Annotated in this window: 20 protein-coding genes; 3 read left to right on the top strand and 17 right to left on the bottom strand. The window is 47.7% G+C overall.

Annotated features, from left to right (window positions below; translation table 11 throughout):
- Positions 1 to 101 precede the first annotated feature (101 nt).
- Positions 102 to 1,496: an L-cystine transporter gene (locus tag ACDE64_RS06215; protein ID WP_411349367.1), complete on the bottom strand. Its 1,395-nt coding sequence runs from the start codon at positions 1,494 to 1,496 to the stop codon at positions 102 to 104.
- A 531-nt stretch (positions 1,497 to 2,027) separates the two neighbouring features.
- Between ACDE64_RS06215 and ACDE64_RS06210 the strand changes: the two genes are divergently transcribed.
- A complete protein-coding gene (locus ACDE64_RS06210) occupies positions 2,028 to 3,725 on the top strand; it encodes a methyl-accepting chemotaxis protein (RefSeq protein WP_411349366.1) in 1,698 nt (565 codons plus the stop codon).
- Positions 3,726 to 3,920: 195 nt separating this feature from the next.
- Here the strand turns inward: ACDE64_RS06210 and ACDE64_RS06205 are convergent, their stop codons facing one another.
- The 5 genes from ACDE64_RS06205 to ACDE64_RS06185 form a co-directional block, all read right to left on the bottom strand.
- Positions 3,921 to 5,606: a cobyric acid synthase gene (locus ACDE64_RS06205; protein WP_411349365.1), complete on the bottom strand. Its 1,686-nt coding sequence runs from the start codon at positions 5,604 to 5,606 to the stop codon at positions 3,921 to 3,923.
- Between the two features lie 231 nt (positions 5,607 to 5,837).
- Complete coding sequence (locus ACDE64_RS06200) at positions 5,838 to 6,791, bottom strand: ABC transporter ATP-binding protein (protein ID WP_411349364.1); 954 nt, start codon at positions 6,789 to 6,791, stop codon at positions 5,838 to 5,840.
- A 218-nt stretch (positions 6,792 to 7,009) separates the two neighbouring features.
- On the bottom strand, positions 7,010 to 8,050 hold the full coding sequence (locus ACDE64_RS06195) for a FecCD family ABC transporter permease (RefSeq protein WP_411349363.1): 1,041 nt from the start codon (positions 8,048 to 8,050) through the stop codon (positions 7,010 to 7,012).
- Positions 8,047 to 9,066, bottom strand: coding sequence for an ABC transporter substrate-binding protein (locus ACDE64_RS06190; RefSeq protein ID WP_411349362.1), 1,020 nt, complete (start codon positions 9,064 to 9,066; stop codon positions 8,047 to 8,049). Before ACDE64_RS06190 ends, ACDE64_RS06195 begins: the two co-directional genes overlap by 4 nt.
- 297 nt (positions 9,067 to 9,363) lie before the next feature.
- Positions 9,364 to 9,549 carry a hypothetical protein gene (locus ACDE64_RS06185; RefSeq protein WP_411349361.1) on the bottom strand — a complete coding sequence of 62 codons (186 nt, stop codon included), beginning with the start codon at positions 9,547 to 9,549 and terminating at the stop codon, positions 9,364 to 9,366.
- A gap of 313 nt (positions 9,550 to 9,862) precedes the next feature.
- On the opposite strand from ACDE64_RS06185, the gene ACDE64_RS06180 reads away from it, so the two are divergent.
- Both ACDE64_RS06180 and ACDE64_RS06175 read left to right on the top strand, forming a co-directional pair.
- Positions 9,863 to 10,864: a lipoate--protein ligase gene (locus ACDE64_RS06180; protein WP_411345608.1), complete on the top strand. Its 1,002-nt coding sequence runs from the start codon at positions 9,863 to 9,865 to the stop codon at positions 10,862 to 10,864.
- A 96-nt stretch (positions 10,865 to 10,960) separates the two neighbouring features.
- A complete protein-coding gene (locus ACDE64_RS06175) occupies positions 10,961 to 11,770 on the top strand; it encodes a Cof-type HAD-IIB family hydrolase (protein ID WP_411349360.1) in 810 nt (269 codons plus the stop codon).
- 331 nt (positions 11,771 to 12,101) lie between these two features.
- On the opposite strand, the gene ACDE64_RS06170 is transcribed toward ACDE64_RS06175, so the two are convergent.
- The 11 genes from ACDE64_RS06170 to cysT all read right to left on the bottom strand — a co-directional run bounded on the left by ACDE64_RS06170 (position 12,102) and on the right by cysT (position 23,411).
- On the bottom strand, positions 12,102 to 13,019 hold the full coding sequence (locus tag ACDE64_RS06170) for a response regulator (protein WP_411349359.1): 918 nt from the start codon (positions 13,017 to 13,019) through the stop codon (positions 12,102 to 12,104).
- Between the two features lies 1 nt (position 13,020).
- A complete protein-coding gene (locus tag ACDE64_RS06165; protein WP_411349358.1) occupies positions 13,021 to 14,412 on the bottom strand; it encodes an ATP-binding protein in 1,392 nt (463 codons plus the stop codon).
- Between the two features lie 98 nt (positions 14,413 to 14,510).
- Positions 14,511 to 15,176, bottom strand: a complete 666-nt coding sequence (locus ACDE64_RS06160; RefSeq protein ID WP_411345604.1) for an amino acid ABC transporter permease — start codon at positions 15,174 to 15,176, stop codon at positions 14,511 to 14,513.
- Between the two features lie 95 nt (positions 15,177 to 15,271).
- Complete coding sequence (locus ACDE64_RS06155) at positions 15,272 to 15,925, bottom strand: amino acid ABC transporter permease (RefSeq protein ID WP_411345603.1); 654 nt, start codon at positions 15,923 to 15,925, stop codon at positions 15,272 to 15,274.
- 115 nt (positions 15,926 to 16,040) lie between these two features.
- Positions 16,041 to 16,886 carry a glutamate ABC transporter substrate-binding protein gene (locus ACDE64_RS06150; RefSeq protein WP_411349357.1) on the bottom strand — a complete coding sequence of 282 codons (846 nt, stop codon included), beginning with the start codon at positions 16,884 to 16,886 and terminating at the stop codon, positions 16,041 to 16,043.
- A 494-nt stretch (positions 16,887 to 17,380) separates the two neighbouring features.
- On the bottom strand, positions 17,381 to 18,109 hold the full coding sequence (locus ACDE64_RS06145; RefSeq protein WP_411345601.1) for an amino acid ABC transporter ATP-binding protein: 729 nt from the start codon (positions 18,107 to 18,109) through the stop codon (positions 17,381 to 17,383).
- Positions 18,110 to 18,424: 315 nt separating this feature from the next.
- On the bottom strand, positions 18,425 to 19,240 hold the full coding sequence (locus ACDE64_RS06140) for an MBL fold metallo-hydrolase (RefSeq protein WP_411345600.1): 816 nt from the start codon (positions 19,238 to 19,240) through the stop codon (positions 18,425 to 18,427).
- A gap of 387 nt (positions 19,241 to 19,627) precedes the next feature.
- Positions 19,628 to 20,710, bottom strand: coding sequence for a sulfate ABC transporter substrate-binding protein (locus tag ACDE64_RS06135; RefSeq protein WP_411349356.1), 1,083 nt, complete (start codon positions 20,708 to 20,710; stop codon positions 19,628 to 19,630).
- Positions 20,711 to 20,732: 22 nt separating this feature from the next.
- A complete protein-coding gene (locus ACDE64_RS06130) occupies positions 20,733 to 21,797 on the bottom strand; it encodes a sulfate/molybdate ABC transporter ATP-binding protein (RefSeq protein ID WP_411349355.1) in 1,065 nt (354 codons plus the stop codon).
- 1 nt (position 21,798) lies between these two features.
- A complete protein-coding gene (locus ACDE64_RS06125; protein WP_411345597.1) occupies positions 21,799 to 22,596 on the bottom strand; it encodes a sulfate ABC transporter permease subunit in 798 nt (265 codons plus the stop codon).
- Positions 22,593 to 23,411, bottom strand: coding sequence for a sulfate ABC transporter permease subunit CysT (cysT, locus tag ACDE64_RS06120; protein WP_411345596.1), 819 nt, complete (start codon positions 23,409 to 23,411; stop codon positions 22,593 to 22,595). The genes ACDE64_RS06125 and cysT overlap by 4 nt, the downstream gene beginning before the upstream one ends.
- Positions 23,412 to 23,653: the final 242 nt, after the last annotated feature.

Genomic DNA, 23,653 nt, shown 5'->3' with positions numbered 1-23,653 from the left:
TATAGATGAACACAATCAAAAAAGCATGCAAATCCCGAAAAAAATTCGGTTCTGCATGCTTTCTCTTATGCTACAAGTGTATTGCTCTTGTTACTGATTGTTTACGCTTCTACCGTATCCAGACCGCGATCTGGTTCATCGTACTTCTCACGGTCATGCTCTTTGAGCACACGACTGCTAACGACACCCGCTGTCAGCGAGCCGCTCACATTAAGCGCTGTACGCCCCATATCGATCAATGGCTCTATCGAGATCAGCAGACCAGCGAGTGCAACCGGCATATTCATCGTCGACAATACGATCAATGCGGCAAACGTAGCTCCACCACCAACCCCTGCCACACCGAGCGAGCTGATCGTCACAACGGCGATCAGGGTCAAAATAAACTGCCAGTCCAGCGGATTGATGCCTACAGTTGGCGCAATCATAATCGCCAGCATGGATGGATAAATACCAGCACAGCCATTTTGCCCAATCGTTGCGCCAAAGCTTGCTGACAGATTGGCAATACCTTCCGATACGCCCAGCTTATGCGTTTGTGTTTCCACATTCAGCGGAATCGTTGCCGCACTGGAACGTGATGTAAAGGCAAAGGTAAGCGTTGGGATAATCTTTTTCACATATTGGAACGGGTTGAGTCCACTAAATGCCAGAATCACCAGATGAATGATAAACATGGCGATGAGCGCTACATACGAAGCGATGACGAACTTGAACAGATTCATAATGTCCTGTCCGCTCGTAGTCGCGACCATTTTGGCGATAAGTGCCAGAATGCCGTAAGGCGTCAGGCGCAAAATAATCGTGACGAGTCGCATGACCACACCATAGATGGATTCCATCAGATTGCGGAACACTTCACCCTGCTCAGGATGTTTACGCATAAATCCAAGCGCTGCCACGCCGACAAATGCGGAAAAGATCACCACAGCGAGCGTGGACGATGGACGTGCACCCGTCATATCTTCAAACGGATTCGTCGGAATAAATTCAAGCAACTGCGCAGGTAATGACTTGTCCTCTACTTCGCCTAATCGTTCTTCCAGTACAGTACCACGCTGCTGCTCGGTTTCACCGACTGGCATTCCTTCTGCCGACAAGCCGAAGCCTAGCGCGGCAGCGATGCCGACCGCCGAAGCTACCGCTGTCGTGAGCAGCAATACGAGCAGAATCGATGTACTGATTTTGCCGAGATTCTGACCGCCACTTAGCTTCAGGATTGCCATAATAATCGATACCATAATAAGTGGAATCACGACCATTTGCAGCAACCCGACATAACCGTTACCGATCAGACTATACCATTCCATTGAATCCGAGACGATCTTCGAATCTGCCGGATATATCCATTGAATCAATGCCCCTAGCACAATACCGAGCAGCAGCCCTGTAAATACGCGCTTCGTAAACGAAACATGCTTACGCTGCATCCAGAATAGCACGCCGATCAATACAACGAGCAGAAGCACATTCAAAATAACCAATCCTACGTTCATTCGTTAATTCTCCCCTTTTCTTCTACATTTTGTGTATAAACAACGAATGCATGAACCATTGTATCATAATGCCCAGTAAACAAGTAGTGTTAATCATATGATATATTTTTCGATTTTTTTGCCAAATTTTTATTATTTTTGCGGTTTTTTTTATTTTTTTGACATTTTACATGTAAAAAGAACTATTCAAACGACGGTCAATTGATATAAAATAAGAAATCATTTGTGTCTTTTTGCTTAGTACCTTTAGCATATAAGTAGCCTGGTCTTGTGTTCATACTGATACTAACAGATTATGAATTGACGAAAGCTGGAAGGGAGACGATGCGCTCATTGGGTGCTGGATGCTCATTACTACATACATCAAAACTTTACAACCTGCTCCATGTAGACGAGTACCGTTCTAATATTGGAATGATTCGTGTTAGCTAATATTACGCCGAGAGAAATTGCACTGGAAATAAGAATGGATAGACGCGATTTTTAACATCTTAGACTGTACATGCGTCAAGTAGAGGAAGGGGAATTCATATGTTTCGTTTTATCAATCAATCGATCAGCCGCAAAATCATGGTGACGTTTGCCCTGCTGATTATCGCGGTTTGTCTGGTCATGAGTATCTTTTTCTATATGATGACTAGAGGGATTGTTGACAAAAATGTGGTGCCTCAGTTCCGTCAGGTACTGAATATCGCGATGGATGGTATTTTAAAAGATCTCGACAATACACAGGTCATGCAGGCAGCTCAAGGTAACAGCGGTGAAATCATGAAGCTGGAATCTTATCTGGGCGATCAATTGACTACGTATGAGCTAGATAATCTATATGTATTGCGTGTAGAAAAAGATAAAGCAGTCGTTGCCGCTCTTGCCAGCAAATCGAAGAACTTCAAAGAAGGGCAAGAAGTGGAATTGAATGAAAACATCAATACCGCGATGGACAAAGGTAAGCTGCTAACTGATCTGTACAGCACAGACACCGGTTCGCATGTTACGTACTATTATCATATTCCGGGAAGCTCGGTGCTTGTTGCCGCCAGTATGGACGCAAGCTTTGTCGATGGAATTACCGCCAACCTGATCTGGACAACACTCGTCGTTGCGCTTTTGGCGGCGATTGTCTGCATGATCGTAGCGTACCGATTCAGCCGTAAAATTACGTTGCCACTAGCGCGCCTCGTTCGTCATACCCGTCTCGTTGCCGAAGGTAATTTGCAGCAGGATATTAAAATGACGGGCAGCGATGAGATCGCCCAGCTAGCACGCGGTTTTCGTCTGATGACCGAAAATCTGCGCACGATGGTTAATCAAGTGCTGGATAGCTCGGAAAAAGTATCGCTTGGTACCGAAGCTCTGACAACGCGTATTAACAAAATGCAGGGCATGGTCGATCAATCGGTAACGTCCATCAATACGATTAAGGACGGCAGTACAACGATTGCTACCTCCTCTACCGAAAATGCACGCGCGATGGAAGAGATCACCAATGGTATTCAGCATATTGCAACTTCGACATCCGACATTTCAGAGCAACTGGGTGAAGCATCCGATCACGCCGTAGCTGGTAATGGTATGGCACAAAATGCAGTCGATCAAATGAATTCGGTCGAGCTGGTTGTATCCGATACTCGTCAATCTGTACAAATGCTTATTAATCGCTCCGAAGCAATCAGTCAGATTTTGCTATCGATTGGCGAGATTACGAAACAGATTCAAATGCTATCGCTGAACGCTTCCATCGAAGCAGCACGCGCAGGGGAGCATGGACGCGGCTTTGCCGTTGTTGCTGCTGAGGTTCGTAATCTGGCAGACCAATCGCGCGGTGCTGCTCAGCAGATCGAATCCGCATTGCAATCCATTCGCGAAGAATCACTCAAATCGACCGAGTCGATGAATCGTGTCAGCGAAGAGGTGCAATCTGGTACACGTCTTGTGCAGCAAGCAGGTCAATCCTTTGATCAGTTGGTGGAGCTGGTGCAACAGGTCAATATGACTGTCCAATCGGCATCCGCGGCTACGCAAGAAATCTCCGCCGGTTCTGAACAGGTGAGCGCATCGGTAGATGAAACCGCCGAGATTACGCAAAAAGCACTTGATAACATCAAAGGCATCGCCAAAAACACCCAGCGTCAATCGTCCGAAATGCTCGCTTATGCTGCGGTAATGGAAGAGCTGAATGAACAAGCCCTCTCGTTACAAGCTGCGGTTAGCAAGTTTAAACTGAAGTAATCCAGCAATGCTGATGCTGATGCTGATGCTGATGCTGATGCTGATGCTGATGCTGATGCTGATGCTGATGCTGATGCTGATGCTGATGCTGATGCTGATGCTGATGCTGATGCTGATCAATTATGAATATGTAAAAGCAGAAGTCCATCTAGCGACTTCTGCTTTTTTGTATTATGACGACGTACTCATGCTTTACTATTCATCCCGTTCAATAGAAGCTCGGACAATCTCGCAAATCTGCTCCATATCCAAGTGCTCGCGAACCAGCTCTGCCATATGATCAAACGCTTGCTGACGATACGGTTCCGTTTGTACCGTTACAGGATACGGTTCCAGCCCCTTCTGCTGTCGTAACATATTCAGCCAGTGACGACGGAACAGATCATTGTCAAAGATTCCATGCAAATACGTCCCCCATACCGAGCCATCTGGTGATATACAGCCATCAACGCCTGCATTTTGCCAATCCGTTTCGACTTTGCTGTCCTCTACTGTACTTCTTTCTGATGTGCTTGTTATGATGCTTGCAGTATCTGACTCTTCGACTTCCTCATCGTTGACCACTTCTGCGACATGATTGAGCGTAAACAGCGGCTGATGATGCTCCATCTCCGCACATATCGTTTCTCCCATATGAATCTCGTAGCCAGTCACAGGAATCAGCGCAGGCGTTGTTTCCTCAGAAGAAATCGGCTCCAACATACGCAGTGCCTCACTCCGCAAATGACCTTCCACCACAACCGTTTTCTTTTCCGAAGCAAATACCGTCGTCACCGGCAACCAGTTTAACCCCGGCTCCGTGCGAATATGCGGCGAATCGTATCCACCCGGATCGGTCAGTGTATAACCGAGCATCTGATACCCACCGCAAATGCCGATCAATGGCACAGGTTTATAATCGCGTAATTGCTGCAAAGCTACATCCAGACCGCGTTCGCGCATATATTGCAGATCGGACAACGTATCCTTGCTCCCCGGTAAAATGACAACATCCGGTACACCAAGCTGTCCAGCATGCTCGACATAGCGAACCGACACATCCGGCTCCGCTTCCAGCATGTCAAAATCGGTAAAATTAGAGATGCGCGGATAGCGAATAACAGCGATATCCAATTCTTTTGCCGGATCATGGTGATACCGCCGCGTTTCCAGTGCAAGGGAATCTTCCGCATCCAACTGTAAGTCAGTATCATGCGGCAGTACGCCCAGCACAGGAATGCCCGTATATTGTTCCAGCCAGTCGATGCCCGGTTGTAGCAATGCCGGATCACCGCGAAATTTGTTAATAATCAACCCTTTGACTTGCTCTCGTTCGTGTGGTTCCAGCAATTGTAGGGTGCCGACGAGTGAAGCAAATACACCGCCGCGATCAATATCCGCAATCAATAGCACGGGCGCATCTGCCCAGCCTGCGAGATTCATGTTGACGATATCGCGACTTTTCAAATTGATCTCTGCCGGGCTGCCTGCACCTTCGATCACAACGATATCCTGCTGTGCTCGCAGTCGGTTAAGTGCATCCATCACAAGCTGCTGTGCCTGTGGCAAAAAGTCTTCCCGGTATGTCCAAGCACTCATCTGTGCATACGGTTTGCCATGCACAACGATCTGAGAGTGCATATCGCCAGTCGGTTTGATCAGAATGGGATTCATATCTGTGGTCGCTGCCAGACCGCATGCTTCTGCCTGTACCCCTTGCGCGCGTCCAATCTCTTTGCCATCCAACGTAACGTAGGAGTTGTTTGCCATATTTTGCGACTTGAACGGCGCGGTGCGCCAGCCGTCCTGACTGAACAATCGGCATAATGCGGTAGCGATCATACTTTTGCCGACATCCGAGGCTGTGCCCTGTAACATAATAACAGCTGCTTGCTTGTCCATTGGATCACTCCTTTGTGTAGCTGTTGCTACTTGGCGTATAGGATGGCTTACTGCATAGCCATTTGAAAATAAAAGACAGTATGCCGCGTAGATTCGCTGCGCATACTGTTTGTGATTATGGCATTGTGTGATTGTAGATTGTATATTTACCCTGACACCAACCAATATTATCGTTCATCTACGTAAGGGCATCATGCAAAAGTCGTTCATCGTGCATATGATTCTATCATTCTATTCCGCCGCTTTGCGAGCTTCCATTCCTTTTCCGCGTTTTAACAGCAGCTGTGGCACATCAATCTCATCATGATGCACGATAGCAGGCTGAATATGAAATAGCTGACGAATGACATCTTCCTGCATCAATTGCTGTGGCGTACCGTTCATAAGTACCTGCCCGTTATCCAGTGCGAGCAAGCGATCACAATATCGCGCTGCCAGATTCAGATCGTGCAGCACAGCAACGACCGTAATACCAGTTTCTTTGCGCCATTGATCCAGCCATTCCATAAAATGCACCTGGTATGCAATATCCAGATACGTCGTCGGTTCATCCAACAGCAGCAATTGTGGCTGCTGCGCCATTACTTTGGCAAAAGCTACCCGCTGCCGCTGCCCACCACTCAATTGATCCAGTGGCTTGTCCGCCAACGATAGCAAATCAAGTCGCTCCATGATGGTATGCAGCAATTTCTCTACATCTGGGTCTTCGTCACGACCGAGCCAGTTCTGATACGGGTATCTCCCCATCGCTACCACTTCGCGCACCGGATCATGCAGCGGAGCCAATCCATCCTGACGCAGCACCGCCATGAATCGGGCAATATCGCGCCGGCGGTAGCTCGACAACGCCTGACCCTGTAACGATACTTGACCAGTGTGAACATGCTCCGTCCCAGCGATCAGCTGCATCAATGTCGTTTTGCCACTACCATTCGGTCCGATCACACCCCAACATTCACCGGATTGTATCGACCAATCGATACTATGTAGTACCTCTCGGTTGCCGTAACGCTTGCTGACCTGCTCAAGTTGAACGACGGGTGTAGCTATGGAAGGTGCTGTTGTATCTCCAGTATTCGCATCGGCATTTGTAAATGAAGCATGTGATGCTGTAGATGATGATATGCCATTGATTCCGTCATCATGCTGCCACATAGCCCATCGTGCATGCTTGATATTCCGCATCCGCTCACCTCCTCGCTCCTGCGCGTGTTCCGTGTTCCGTGTTCCGTGTTCCGTGTTCCGTGTTCCGTGTTCCGTGTTCCGTGTTCCGTGTTCCGTAGCAATTTTGATATGGATCGCCCGACTTGGCAACTACATATCTCAATATCATTTACAATCACTGAAAGATATCCTTTTATCAAGAACTCTATCTCTCAGCTTCGCTTCGTCTCATCTACACTTTAGATCATATTACGCTGCTTTTTGTTCCGATGCAGCAAATAAGCAAAAAACGGCGCACCTACGAACGCGGTCACCACGCCGAGCGGAATCTCGGTCGGTGCTAGCACTGTACGCGCAACCGTATCCGCCCATATTAGGAAAATCCCCCCGCCCAGTGCGGACATCGGAATGAGCAGGCGATAATCCGAGCCAAACAGCAAACGAATCATATGCGGCACAACCAGCCCAACAAACGCAATCACACCCGATACCGACACAGCCGCCGCCGTCACCAGTGTGGCAACGATCAGCACGATCAGCTTTGTCCGATCTACGGCAAGCCCGAGATGCGCTGCTTCCTTTTCACCAAGTGCCAGTATATTCATGGCTCGGCTCTGACTCCATAGAAAAAGGATACCGATCAGCACATAAGGCAGCATAACTGTCACATACGACCAGCCACGCAAACTGAGACTGCCCATCGTCCAGAATATAATCTCGTTGACACTGCCTTCCGACATCGACGCCAGAAACGATACAATTGCTCCAAGAAACGACTGCATCACTACGCCCGCCAAAATAAGACTGGCTGTCGGAATCCGTCCTTCTTCTCTTGCCAGCGCCAGCACCGCATACAACGTCACCGATCCGGTCACAAAAGCAACAAGCGGCAGTGTCCCATTACCAAACAGCGCATACTGATATCCGGTAAAAATTAATACTGCCGCGCCGACTGACGAGCCAGATGATACGCCCAGTGTAAACGGATCGGCAAGCGGATTGCGCAGCACACCTTGAAAGGCAGCGCCCGCCACCCCAAGTGCCGCGCCCACAAGCAATGCCAACAGCACGCGTGGCAGCCGAATTTTCAACATGATCTGCTGAGCTGCCTCATTCCAGTCCGGCGTAATCCAATGATGCAGCCACGGTACATGATAGAGCAGAATGCGTGTAATCTGCCCTGCCGGAATATGCACAGAACCGATACCGGCAGTCAGAATAACGCTAAGCACAAGCAGGACTACAAATAGCAGCAGCGGCAACCCTGCTTGACGACTCATTGTTTGACCAGATCAGGGTAGAGCGCATGAGCAATCTCTACGAGTCCGTCCGTTACACGCGGACCGGGGCGGCTAACCAGATCGTCGTCCAGTCCGAACACTTGATCAGTTTTGATGGCTTTGATTTTGTCCCAACCGCTACGTGCGCGGATGATCTGATCCAGACTTTGATTCGTTTTGGAATCGACCGATTCTTTGGAATACAGAATGACATCTGGATCGGCAGCGACGATATTTTCCTCATTGATCTCGTACCAGCCTTCATTGTCGCCAGCGATATTGATGCCGCCTGCCAATGTGATTAGCTCGTCCATGAATTCGCCTTTGCCTACGGTCCAGCCTGGGGAGAACTCAATATATACGTTTTTCTTGTCGGCAGCTTTCACTGAAGAGACAGCATTCTTCACCATTTGCACCTGCTCCTGCATATGGTCAGTTACCTGCTTCGCCTGTGCCTGATGATTCGTAATTTGACCGTACAGTTGAATATTGCTGATCACATCGTCAACCGTTTTGGGCGTTGTTTTGAAAATAGTAATACCCGAGGCGCGCAGCTTCTTCACCAATTCCTCACTGGAGGAGATGCCGGTAAATACGATATCCGGGTTCAGCGCTACAATCGCTTCCACATCCGGCTCGCTAATGCCACCAATTTTGGCTTTGGTGCTCACCTGCTGCGGGTAATCGTCATACTCCGATACACCGACAATTTGCTGATCCAGACCGATCGCGAACAGTGCTTCCGTTTCCGCTGGGGAAATGGATACAATGCGTTTCGGTGCTTCTTTGAATGTAAACGATTGACCGGTTGCATCCTTGATCGTCAGCGGATAAGTCGTCTGCTCACCGCTTGTCGTTGCAGATGAGTCTGTAGTCTGCTGCTGAGTTGTACTGTCCGTCGCTGGCTGACTGGAAGGCGCTTCCTGTGTCGGAGCGCAGGCTGCCAGCAGCAAAGCCAGCGCCATCGTCATCATGACAGAGGACAACCAGCGTTTGTTGTAACGTGTTGGGTTCATTATGGATTCTCCTTTAATCTATTCAAGTTCTGTATTGGTTACGTTCTGTATTGGACAACCAATCCCTCTGATTATAGGGCAAATCCGCTACTGTCACAATGCAAATGCTGCTCTACATACACATACAAAAAGCTCTATCCCATTGATTGCCGGGACAGAGCTATTATCATGCCATTTCATTATTTGTATTGGGCGATCGATCTGTATTTGTATTGGGCGATCGATCTGTCATTGATCTATCCAGCGTCCTCAACATGTACCATTCCAAGTACGAACCTATTCCCTATGCAATAACAATCAGCCTAGTCGATTCTCCTGATCTTTCATCCGGTTTTGTTGATCCAACTGACGACCTTGATGTGATGCGCTTTGCTCCGGATCGGGAGCATGATTCTTGCCTTCGACGAACCTTTTCATATCCTGATTGTGACTGTCCTTCTCCTGTTTACTTTTTAGCAATTGTTTGGCTTGATCATTCATCATGAATGTGCCTCCTTATTGCAAGCGTTATCATTATATTACCCCTGCACCTTTTGCATAAACGTATATTCTGGATTTTACTGGAATTACGATATAAGATACAGGTTGAACAATACTGTCATTTTGCAACATTCAATTGGTTTTACCGCTCGTTTCGTTTACAATAAGTAGGCAGGCAGTATGCCCTGTATGCTTCCGTTTGACATACCATGGAGAAGAACGCACTTCCCTTTTCTCCTATACCGATAGATGATGACAACAGGCAGCAGCCAGGCGGAACTGACCGGTAAGGTAAATGACACTGGAGGAACGTCCCATGCTCTTTATTGATAACCAGGGTATTAACGACCCGACCATCAATCTGGCGATTGAAGAATTTGTACTCAAGCATCTGCCGATGGATGACAGCTATCTGCTGTTTTATATTAACGAACCATCCATCATTATCGGCAAGCATCAGAATACGATCGAAGAGATTAACAGTGAATATGTAAAAGCGAATCATATTCATGTCGTACGTCGTCTATCCGGCGGCGGTGCGGTGTATCATGATCACGGCAATCTGAATTTTAGCTTCCTCACCAAAGACGACGGTCAATCGTTCCACAATTTCCGCAAATTCACCCAGCCTGTCGTTGAAGCGCTACAACAGCTTGGCGTCGATGCTGAATTGTCTGGGCGCAACGATCTGCAAATCGGTGAGCGTAAAATTTCCGGTAATGCACAGTTCTCCACTCGTGGTCGTATGTTCAGTCATGGCACCCTGATGGTGGACTCGGAGCTGGACAATGTACAGTCGGCGCTCAAGGTAAACCCAGAGAAATTCAAATCCAAGAGCACCAAGTCGGTACGCAGTCGCGTTGCTAACATTTCTGAATTTCTCAAAGAACCGCTCAGCATGGAGCAATTCCGCGCCGAGATTCTGCGCCATATCTTTGGAGTGGAGCCTTCTGACGTACCGCAATATGTACTGACCGAAGAAGACTGGAACAAAATCCACGAAATCTCCGCCGAGCGTTATCGCAACTGGGATTGGAACTATGGTCAGTCTCCGGCATCCAACATCAAGCATGCGCGCAAATTCCCGGTCGGTATCATCGATATCCGCATGGATCTCAAAGATGGGCTGATCGAAGAAATCAAAATCTACGGCGATTTCTTTGGCATCGGCGATGTAGCAGATATCGAAGACCGTCTGCGTGGCAAGCGCTATGAGGAGATTAGCGTACGCGAAGCGATGAGCGGCGTGGACATCAAGCATTATTTTGGTAATATCGAGCTGGATGACTTTGTTGGGCTAGTGCTGCTGGAAGATTAATGACGCGATGAATTAAATACTAGAATTGAATACTATAGGTAGAGAGATCATCGGCACCCTTTGCAGGGCTGACCGAATACAGAGGAGAGAAACCATATGTATAAACTGATTGCAATCGATATCGACGATACTCTGATCAATGACGACAAAGAAGTAACTCCCGCAACCCAGCAAGCGCTGGAGCAGGCTGTAGCCAAAGGCACGGTAGTCACACTAGCAACCGGTCGCGCGTATGCATCCGCACAAGCAATCGCCCGTCAAACTGGTCTGAATGTACCGATCATTACGTATCAAGGCGCACTGGTCAAAAACTTGCTGGATGAGCAAGTATTGTACGAACGTTATGTACCGGTCGAAGCCGCTCGTAAGCTTTATGACTACTGCATCCAGCACAATCTTCATCTGCAAACGTATATCGATGATAAGCTGTATGCGCGTGAGCTGAATCAGCATCTGATCGACTACACAACGCTCAACCGTACACAGTACTATGTCGAGCCGGATTTTGCCAAGCTGATGGAATTGCCAACTCCAAAAATGCTGATCATCGACGATCCAGCATTTCTGGATGAGCTGCAACCGATTTTGCGCGAGCTGCTTGGTGACGGCGTGCATATTACCAAATCCAAACCGGAATTTCTGGAAATTATGCACAAGGAAGGCACCAAAGGCGCAGCGCTTACGTTCCTCGCCGACCACTTCGGTTGCGATCTAAAAGAAACGATTGCAATTGGCGATTCGTGGAACGACCATGAAATGCTGGAAGCTGCCGGCCTGGGCGTAGCGATGGGCAATGCGATCCAACCGCTCAAAGACATCGCAGACTATATCACAGCCAGCAACAACGAAGAAGGCATTACACAGGTCATTGAGAAATTCATCCTGAATGCAGAAGCACAGGTATAATTCTCGCTTGATGTTTGCAGTACACCGTTCACATCTGAGGCTTCAAAAGGAACGAATGCAATGACCAAAAAGCACCTTGCCAGAGAGTATAGGATCATCCGTATCTGTCATCGATACCCGATAATCCTATACTCACCGCAAGGTGCTTCTTTATTTTGTATTGCAACTACTCTACCGGTCTGTTGCAATGGTTCATGGGCGTTCTCCATAAAGTCGGTTGTTCTGAATGGTCTGTTGGATTGATCTAGTGCAGCTGCTCCAGATAGCGATATATAGGCGCAAACTTCAGCCCAGATTGAACAAAAGAGTACATATCGCTTTGTTTTACACACTATACAGTCTGCATCTGATCCAGTGCTTCCAAATACAATACCTGCAAAAACTTTTTGATGCTGACTTTGCTTTTGCCATCATCACGCTCTTCGTCGATCTCCTTCATCTTGGCACGAATGTCCTCAAAGTCAAAGTACAACGGTGCATAATGCTCAAACTTGGGATTGCCATAATCGGTCAGTCCGATGGAAGCAAGATGCGTGAGCGCTGTCGTAACGGTACGACGAATACGCTGCTCAATCGCCTTCGCTTCTTTGTCCACTTCCCGCGATGTTGTTTTGTACGCTCCCGCTACACCTTCATACAATTGCTTCAGCGGCGGAAATGGTCCAGCCTGCCCACGATGCAGCAGCATTTCCATAATCGCAGTAATATCGTTGCAGCCTGCTTCACCGACAATACCGAGATTCATATAGATCGGTCGAATTACTTCGTTCACACTACGTGGCTTGACCGGAACCGCACTCTGACGATCAGCGGATAGCAGATTGAGAGTATCGAGTTTGGACAGCGACGATTTCAACTCATGCAAATACTGACGAATCTCCGAATGTTCGCTCACCCGCGATAGCACCGATTCCACTTCAATCCGATTAATCGGCTTACGAATGAAAAATTCAATACCCGACTGGTACGCTTCACCGACCATCTCTTGATTCTCGATCTGCGAAATCATCACATATTTGCCGCCAAAGCCTTGTCGCTTGAGCTGCACAATCGTTTCCAGTCCATCCTGATCCGGCATCAGCCAGTCGATCAGCACTACATCCGGCTGCGTCTCCAAAATAATACGCATCCCTTCCTCACCACCGCGTGCCGTACCCGTCACTTCACCGAGCTGACTGTCCAAAATAATATTTTCCAGCATCGCGCGTGTTGCCGGATCATCGTCCACAATACAAAACGTCAAACCCATACTACTCCCCCTTTTTCAATGCTTCTGTCGGCAGCTTAACTACGAATACCGTATTCCAATGATCCTGCTGCTCGCCAGATTGTAGCGCAATACTGCCACCTAATGAGATTACGATATCGTGCACATGCGATAGCCCGATGCCAGTCGCAGCACTACCGCCCTCACCAAATTTGGTCGTAAAGCCCGGCTCGAAGATCGTTTCCCGAATCTTCTCTGGAACTCCCTTGCCTGAATCGGACACATGAAATACTGTCCACTTGCCTTCCTGCTCCATTCGCAATTCAATCGCACCAGAATGATCCAGTGCCTCAATCGCATTTGCCAGCAGATTGTTCAGCAATGTCAGCAGTGGAATATAGTCAGCTGTCATAAAATCCTGTTCCAGATGTGCGCTAATGACGATTTGCTTTTGCATCATGGATGCGTATTTGCGATTGCCACGAATGGCATAATCCAGAATCTCCGACATCGCCAGTAGCGTCTGTGCATCCTGATCGAATAGCTTGAGCAGCCCTGCTGCAACACGCTGTGAGTCCTTTTTCACCTCATGTATTTCCTGGGTAATAGCGAGCTGACGTTGACTGAAATCTTTCAATTCCGCCTTTTTCAGATCGGTATAGAGCCGGTAGCTGCTGCTCGTCACACGCTCAATCGTATCCATCGATTTCCGCAAATAAAACACTTCGCCATACAGCCCGGAATTCACCGATAGCATCTGCTCCATCCGCTTGTTCTGCTCTAATGACAAAGCTCTAATCTGGCTGACTGCAATACTGCTGTACAACCCGGTCACAAAGAAGCCCCGCAGCCCCGCCACCAGTGCAATATACCCCCAAGTTGCCGGATTAAAAATATCCGATCCATTCAGCAGCCAGCGCAAAATCATCTCTACCGTATTGGAGCTAAAATCAATACATGTTGCTACCACACCAAGCAGCAGCAGATTCATACGCTCCAGCTGATTCTGAATCAGATACATCCCCGCCGAAAAGGTCAAATAATACAAGCCGCCTGACGTATGAACACGCAGACTATCCAGCCAGCCCGGTGCAACTGGCAAAAACAGATGATCCAACAAGATCCGAAATACAATGACCGTTACCGCCGTATAGATGCCGGTACGAATATAAGGCAATCGGTTCATCAGTAGCAAAAACAACAAAAACGCGCTACCACCTAGCCCGATCCGAAACAGATCGCCCGGCACCGGATTGATTTTGAATTCACCAGCCGCCGCCGTTCCGAGCGCCACAACAAGCATCTGGATTTTCTCATTTCTGAAAAGAGCAGGCATTCGCCCCTCAGCCCCTTTACGACGAAAACGGGATTGACGTTCCTCGGTATGCGGCAATATAGTCTCTGCCGATTTTTGAAATTGTTTATATGTTACCATAAAAATTCCCTCTCATGCTGTTTTCATCGTAAAAACACCTGTCTGTTTATATACCAAAAGCCGGTCTCCTTCCGGAAACCGGCTGCGTATTGTGCAATTTAGGCTGTTTTCGTCTCCAACCGTTTGGAGATGATCGACAATGTATAATTTACAACAAAGTAGATCATGGCGACAAGCAGCAAAATTGGGATCGAATAGTTTGGGCTTTGACCAATAATGATCTGCGCATTGTGCATCAGCTCTGCCAGTGCCACGATAACCGCAAGCGATGTATCTTTGAGCAAGGAAATGAACTGACTTACTAGCGGTGGCACCATCCGGCGTAATCCTTGCGGCAATACGATATGCCACAACGTTTGCACCGAACCGAGACCTGACGAACGTGCTGCCTCGATCTGACCTTTTGGAATCGACTTCAGACCAGCACGTACGACTTCGGAGATCATCGCCGCTTCAAATAACGTCAAAGCGATAATTGCACCTGCCGGAATCGAAAACTTAAACTGCAAACCGAAGATCGGAATCTGCGGTACAGCAAACTGCACGAAAAAGATAATCAGCAGCAGCGGCAGATTGCGCAGTACTTCGACGATGACTGCCAGCACCTGCGATAGCACTGGAATTTTCATATACCGAATCACGCCGATCACACAGCCGATCACAAAGCTTAGTATAATCGCCCAGAAAGCGACGTATAATGTCATCTTCAACCCGTCCATCAAAAAGCGCAGGTTATCAGATGAATATGCACCTGCAAAATCCATAGTATCCCTCCTTCATTCCAGCATACTTCCCGATATACCGTTGCATTCTCACCTTTACGTTTCCGTACTTATACAGGTAGAAACACGGGGAAGATTTACGAGCTTTTCGCCAGTTTGCGCTCCAGTATGTAGGAACCGTAACTCATCGGCAACGTCAAAATCAGATAAAACATACCAGCAAAAATATACGCACTTACCGTCGCATACGAATCGCCATTCACTTTATCAGCAAAGTACATCAGATCCAGTCCAGCTACCACAGTCAGCACGGACGAGTTTTTGATCAAATTGATAAACTGGTTACTCAGCGGTGGAATGACAAGCTTGATCGCTTGTGGCAAAATGACATGAATCATCGACTGTACATATCCCATGCCTGACGAACGTGCTGCCTCCATCTGCCCTTTCGGTACGGATTGAATCCCCGCACGAATCGCTTCTGCGATAAATGCAGCCGTATAGACGGACAAGCCGACCGTTCCAGCCTGAAATCCATCCAGCCGCATGCCAAACGTAGGCAACGCATACCAGAAGAAAAAGACGATAATCAGCAGCGGAATATTACGTACAAACTCAACATACGCTGTTCCGATCCACTGCAATGGCTTGATACCCGTAATGCGGAATATCGCCAAAATGGTTCCGAGTACAAAGCTCGCGATCAGTGCAATCACACTCGCCTTGATCGTATTCAGAAAACCCTCCATATAATAGGGAAAATAATCCGTCAGGATCGAGAAATCGATCATCCTTTATCCCTCCTTTGAAGTAAAAAGGATGGGCGTGGCAGCCCACCCTTTCTGTATTGATCATTGTTCAAATCGTGCGTTTCAGGTTCAATACACTACCGCTCCAAACGCTGTATTATTTGCTAGTCGGCTCTTTACCGATCCATTTTTTGTAGGTTTCGTCATAAGAACCGTCTGCTTTCATATCAGTCAGACCTTTGTTGATCGCTTCAACCAGAGCTGTTTGCCCTTTTTTCACAGCGATACCGTATGGCTCATCTGTAAATGGCTCGCCCACGACTTCGTAGTTCGGATCTTGTGCAGCCATACCGTACAGAATTGCATCATCTGTTGTCAGTGCATCGCCCTGACCAGCTTTCAATGCGTTAAACGCATCTTGATAGTTATCGTATTCCAGTACTTTCACACCCGGTACTTTTGCTTCGATATTTTTGATGGACGTTGCGCCTTTGGCTGCCAGAATTGTAGTGTCCGCTGTTACATCCTGAATCCCTGTAATCGGGCTACCTTTTTTCACGAGCAGCGATTGACCCGCTTGGAAGTAGACATCAGAGAAATCGACTTCTTTTTTCCGCTCGTCGGTAATCGTCATCGTCGCGATAACCATATCCACATCGCCGTTATTCAGCATCGGAATACGTGTTTTGGACGTTACTTCTTTCAGCTCAACTTTGCTTTCGTCACCGAGAATGCTTTTCGCCAGTGCGTGTGCCATATCGACGTCAAAGCCTTGTACATCACCGGATGCTGGGTCTTTCAGACCGAACAACTTGGTGTCATACTTCACGCCGACGACCAGCTTGTCGCGTTGTTTGATTTGATCAAGTTGGGAACTAGCACTGTCAGCACTACCGCTCGCTCCGTTGCTAGCAGATGGTGCCGTCGTTGTGCTACATGCGACGAGTACAGTAACGAGGGAGATCATGCAGATTAACAGAAAAGAGAATCTTTTTTTGTTCATGGGATTGGTCTCCTTAATGGTTTGGATTTGGATTTGTTTGGTGCGTTTTCGGAAATGGGGTGTTCTGGCAGGGTCCGCTTTGGAAAAGGATTGTCGTTTCGCTCTCCGTTACGATCAGCTATCTGGAATGACTGCCTTCAGCAGTCGATAGCCGATCGTAAATGAGACCGCTTCGCTGCTCCACGACAATTCCTTTTCCGCCGCTCCGTGCTGCTAAGTCCACCCTTCCGAAAAGCACATAGTTGGGAAGGTAGCAGTTGGAAGGGCTTTATGTAACTGCCACTTTCATTGTTGATTGGTAGAGTGTTGACTGGTGGAGCGTTGTTTTGAATTGTTCTGTTTGCTTCATTATGGTTTTACGATGGTTGGATGTATGGTTAGGCTGAGAGTTACAGATTTTGAATATCGATCTGTAACGTTTTCTTACGATATACCTGTCTGTATCCATGATATTCATTGCCATAGTAAAATTGACTGTTTACGCGATTGGAATATTAATGGTTTAACAGGCGGCTTAGGAACAATTGGGCGCGTTCTTCGGCTGGGGCGGAGAAGAATTGTTCTGGCGGTGCTTCTTCGATAATTTTGCCCTGATCCATAAATACGACGCGGTCAGCGACTTCGCGGGCGAAGCCCATTTCGTGGGTGACAACGACCATCGTCATGCCTTCACGAGCGAGATTTTTCATAACGTCCAGCACTTCGCCGACCATTTCGGGGTCAAGGGCAGAGGTTGGTTCGTCGAATAGCATAATTTGCGGTTTCATTGCCAGTCCGCGAGCGATGGCAACACGTTGCTGTTGACCGCCAGACAGTTGGGAAGGATAGGATTGTGCCTTATCAGCGATGCCGACTTTTTCCAGGTAATGCATGGCGGTATCGTGGGCTTCGGATTTGGATACGCCGAGTGCCTTGATTGGAGCCAGAGTGATGTTATCAATCACTTTTTTATGCGGGTAGAGATTGAAGTGCTGGAAGACCATACCGATATTACGACGCAACTTGTTCAGATCGGTTTTGCGTTCGTCGACGCGAACACCATTAACCGTCAATTGTCCGCTGCTCGTTTCTTCCAAGCGGTTAATACAGCGTAGCATCGTACTTTTACCTGAACCGGATGGACCCAGTACAACAACAACCTCACCTGATTCGACATGGAGATTAATACCAGTCAATACTTGAAAGTCACCATAGAATTTGTTAACTTCATGGAAGGTAATCATCCTTTTCCTCCTTTCATATGTATCAAACAACCATTTTTAAGCAATCGTTGTTAGAAATAATGACATTTTCTATAATAGTAAAAGCCGACTACGTAAAACTACATAATCCTACTGCATCTCTGTACAAATTCCGCGATTACTATAAATAATGATCAGGATAATGCAAATAAACCGGTATCCAATGATACCGGTTTACACATTCATCTTATAGATTCAAGTAGGAAGGAGCGTAAAAAACGACGTTTTTCTTGGTTTTACGCTGTTTTTCGCAGTTATGATAATGATTAATTTGATTAGCCAGATTATACTGATCTCTTATTCGTCAGACAACAGCGCTGAATAATTACCCAGATCAACCGTCATACCTGTACGCGCTGTACTCGTACCGACAGGCAACTCTAGCTTCTGACGCACATCTACTCCATGTGACATATGTGTAAAGATTGTCTGAATAGGAGCGACTTCATCAATTAATTCCGCTGCTTCTTTCATATCATAGACCGAACGCGATTCGTACACAGCTTCTTCATGCACAAAGCTTGTTCCAAGCACCAGCAGATCCAGACGGTCCAGTGGACGCTTCTGTTCCTCGGTCATGCCGATGGCATCTGGGCAATACACCCAGCTAAAATCTTGCTTCTCCAAACGATATGCGTAAGAATATCCATTGTGCCCATGATGAACTTTCCACGGTTGGATATTCCAGCCGCTCAGTACCATACCTTCATCATTAGCGACAAGCTCCAGATGATTGACGATCCACGGATACTGGCGCTGAATAAGATCTAGCACTTCCTGCGGGGCAAATACGCGCCCTTCGATCTTTTGCCAGCGGCAGACATCCGCCCATTCCGGCAAACCCGCGATATGATCAAAATGCGCATGTGTAATTACAATATTGGCAATATCCGCGCGCCGATTAATCATTTCCATCTGCAAACGCCAGTCGGGTCCGCAATCGATTAGGAAGTCTCCTTCCATACTTTCGATCAATACAGAGGAACGTAATCTGCGGTTACTGCCGCCACTCCTCGCTTCTTCACATACTTCGCAATCGCAGTACACTCTGGGAACTCCCATCGCATCTCCGGTGCCCAAAAAAGTCAGTCGGTCCACTATGCGTCCGTTCATTCAGTATTCTCTCCTTGCGCCTGATGGTGCCGTAATTGCGAACAGGAAAATTCAGGCTGTTTATATGAGTATAGTTATTTATATCCATGTGATGATACGTTAAAGTATACCATTTTCCTGTCACTTTCGATATCCAATCAAACGAAGTTCCCATAATAAATAAACAATTTGAACCATTGTTTTTTTGAACAATCTAATAAAATAAGGGAAAAGCGACAAAATGTGCTTTTCCCCTCATTATCAGGTATACGTCATTATCGGGCGGAATGTGAATCAGCTTAGTAGCATATTCATCAGTTAATACCTTTTCGACTGTATACCTGATCGTATACTGTCTATCAAAGATGTTTCTGCGTGTGATTGTTTTCAGCCTGAATAACTATCTTATTATATGCCTGCCAGTACCTGATACCAGATGCCGCGTTTGGAATATAGTGTGCTGCGCACCTCATCCCAGCCGCCCAGATAGTTAATATCGAACAAACCAGATGGAATAGGGTACTCGGCAGCATGTGTTTTGAACACATTCTCATCGACCGGACGGAAACCATGCTTGGCAAAGATCTCCTGTGCTTCTGGCGTATACAGATAATTTAGAAAAGCTTCGGCTACTTTGCGTGTGCCATGCTTATCTACATACGAATCAACAACCGCTGCTGGATTCTCGATCTGAATCGTATCGTCGGGAATTACCAGATCGTATTGCGCGCCTTTTGCCATTCGTGCCAGCAATTCATTCTCGTATGTGACGATCACGTCGCCAACACCATATTCAAATGCCGCCATCGATGCACGACCGCTTTTGTCCAATGATTCGATATTCTGATGCACCGCTGCCAAAAAGGCTTTGGCGGCAGCTGGATCTTTTTTGCCTTCGGTACGTTCCGATTGCTTAAGCCCTGCACCGTAAATGGCATTAATATCCCACTGCGCTCCACCCGACGTTTTCGGATTTGGATACAACACTTTTACACCCGATCGGGTCAAATCTTGAAAGCTATGAATGCCGAGTGGATTCCCTTTGCGCGTACCGAGTACAACAACCGAGCGTGTGATCATACCATGATACGGCTCATCCTGCCAGCTATCCTTGACCAGACCAGCTTTGACCAGCTTGTCGATATCACCTTCCAGTGACAGGATTGCTACATCCGCTTCAAATCCACCAGCGATGGCACGTGCCTGTGTACCCGACGCTTCATAGGATTCTTGAAAATTCACATTCTGCCCGGTTTTCTCTTTCCAGTACGTCTGAAACTTGGGCAAAATCTCGCCGACCGCATCCTTGGCGACACTATACGCACCGATCACCAGCGTCACATCCCCATCTGACGATGACGATGCGGAAGCTTGTTGCTGATTGGCATCACTATTGCCGCAGGCGGATAGCAGTACACTGAGCAGTAGAATTGCTGCCAGCAGTCCACTGATGTGAGCACGCCGGCTTTTGCCTGCTCCTGTTGATTGCATGCCGGATTCCTCCTCTGGCTTTCTAGATAAACATGGATACATTGTCTGTTTTGAGTGAATTTTCCGCGATCCAACTCTCCTGATCGTTAAACAAATATGCACGGTGGATGAGCACATGCACATCTTGTCCTACTTCCAGCGTTTCCTTTTCCAAGGAGCGATAGGTGATCAAACGATTCGAACCGACCTCCACCTCTACCATCCACTGACTACCACGGAAGTGCATATGGCGAACAACACCTTGCTCGGTCGCCGATAGCAGACGGAATTCGCTTGCCGAACCAACCTCGATGTATTCGGGACGAATCAGTGCACGTGCTACATTGTTATTGACCTGATGATCAAAGCCCTTGAGCTGCGTAATATCGTCCACCGTCGTTGACTCCCCGACAAAGGAAGCGACAAACGGGGTCGATGGCTGTTTGTAAATATCCCACGGAGTGCCCTTCTGCTCAACACGTCCGCCATTGATAATCATAATCTCGTCTGCCACTTCAATCGCTTCATCCTGATCATGCGTAACGAAGATTGACGTAATGCCAACGCGCTCAATCAGTTCACGCAGCCATGTACGCAGCTCTTGCCGAATCTTGGCATCAATCGCGGCAAACGGCTCATCCAACAGTAACAGCTGTGGCTCCGGTGCTAGCGCGCGTGCAAAGGCTACACGCTGCCGTTGCCCGCCAGACAACTGATGCGGATACCGATGTTCAAAGCCAGACAAACCTGTCAGCTCCACCAGTTCCTGTACCCGCGCACGAATCGCAGGCTTCTTCAGCTTTTTCACTTTTAATCCAAAAGCGATATTGTCAAATACCGTCATATGCTTGAACAATGCATAGTTTTGAAATACAAAGCCGATTTCGCGCTCTTGCGGTGGCAGATTATTCACCTGCTTGCCGTGGAATATAATCTCCCCGCTGTCCGGTGATTCCAATCCTGCCAAAATGCGCAGAATCGATGTTTTACCGCCACCACTCGGACCGAGCAATCCGATCAGATGACCTTTTTCGATGGAGAAGCTAACATCCTTTACCGCATGAAATTTGCCAAAATGCTTATCCAAATGCCGGACCTCGATATGCATGTCAGTGCACTTCCTTTCGTTTCTTCGCGCGTTCCATCAGTAGCAGCAGAGCGATGGAGAATACCGCCAGCACCAGTGCCACGCCGTTGGCAGCAGTCACGTTAAAGTTTTCCATATCTTGATACACTAGCGTTGTCGCCGTTTGTGTCTTGTTAATGATATTGCCTGATACGACCAGCACCGCGCCGAATTCCCCCAACGAGCGCGCTACCGTCAATATCGTCCCATAAATGACCGCCCAGCGAATCGACGGCCACGTCACCTGCCAGAACGTTTTCCAGCTATACGCGCCTAGTGTAGATGCCGCCTGCTCCTGATCGGTGCCAATTTCCTGCAATACGGGCATCACCTCACGCACCATTAGTGGAAACGTAACAAACAGCGTCGCGATAACCATACCCGGAAAAGCATACACAATCTTAAAGCCGATCTGTTCAAAAAAAGCACCCACGACCGTATCCGGTCCCAGCAGCAGTACGATCATCAGACCACCGATGACTGGCGACACTGCGTATGGTAGATCGACAATACTGTTAAATAGCTGCCGTAGCCGCAAACTCAGCCAGTTGGCTCGCACGAGATAAATACCCATCATAATGCCGAACAATCCGTTTAGCAGCGTCACGACCAGCACAATCAACCCGGTCATCTTGAGCGCATGTAGCGCCTCTGGACGGCTTAGGGCGTCGATGAATCCACCTGCTCCTTCGCTGAATGCGCCAGTTGCTAGCACGATCAGTGGAATCAGAATCAGAATGCTAAACACAAGCCAGGTGAGCGTAATCCATAATCGTCTCATTTAGCGACCCTCCTTGTCTGTACCAGATTAATCAGCCACAGAATAAGGAAGGATAGCGTTAACAGCATAATTGATACCGCCGCTGCGCCTGCTTCGTTATCGCTCTCCACTTCACTAAAAATGTATACGGACGCCGTTAGCGTGCGTCCAGGGATATTACCAGCTACTAGCACAACCGCTCCAAATTCGGCAAGCGCTCTGGAAAATGCCAGCATGCCACCACTCAAAATTCCCGGCAGCATCGCTGGTAAAATGACATTGAAAAACGTACGCGCTTTGGACGCACCTAGCGTATACGATGCTTCCTCTGCCGACGTATCCAGCTCCTCCAGTAGCGGCTGAATCGCCCGAATCACAAATGGAAAGGTAACAAACACCATTGCCACAATAATCGCAGGTTGATGAAATACCAGATCCAACCCGAGCGATGATGCCGCCTGACCGACTAGACTACGCGGACCAAGCAGTACGAGAATCATCAGACCTCCTACCGCTGTTGGCAATGCAAATGGCAGATCGACCATACTGTTCAGCAGCGATTTACCGGGAAAATCATATCGAACCAGCACCCATGCTGCCATCGTACCGATTACCGCATTGATCGCCGTCGATATGAGCGCCAATTTCAGCGTCAGTAGCACTGCTTTCCATGCAATTGGATCACTGATATTTTCCAAAAAAGCCGCCCAGCCATCAGATAAGGAATTAACATATACGCCTGCAATCGGCAGCACGATCAAGATCAAAAAGTAAAGTAGAACGGTTGAACGAAAGCCCCAGGTCCATCCTTTGTGTCGAATAATTGTGTTATTCACGCTATGACTCCTTTGCCTGTTCCCTTATTCCTATTTGTATACTTGGATTTAAATCTTAGCCATACTTTAGCAAAATGGACACATTAGCGTCAACAATTGCTATACTTTTTGTCAAAATGATTAATAGTCTTGTGAGCAGGACGGAATTTTGACACTTTTATGACTGAAAAGACCGTTATACTGCCCTTTTTACGCGTTTTAATAAGCATTGTAAATAGGCTCTGGGATTATGTTTGGTTACA

Origin of the sequence: Paenibacillus sp. WLX2291 (assembly GCF_046603665.1) — a bacterium.
Taxonomy (GTDB): domain Bacteria; phylum Bacillota; class Bacilli; order Paenibacillales; family Paenibacillaceae; genus Saccharibacillus.
The sequence above is the reverse complement of the archived record's forward strand: the minus strand, read 5'-3'. Positions and strand labels throughout refer to the sequence as shown.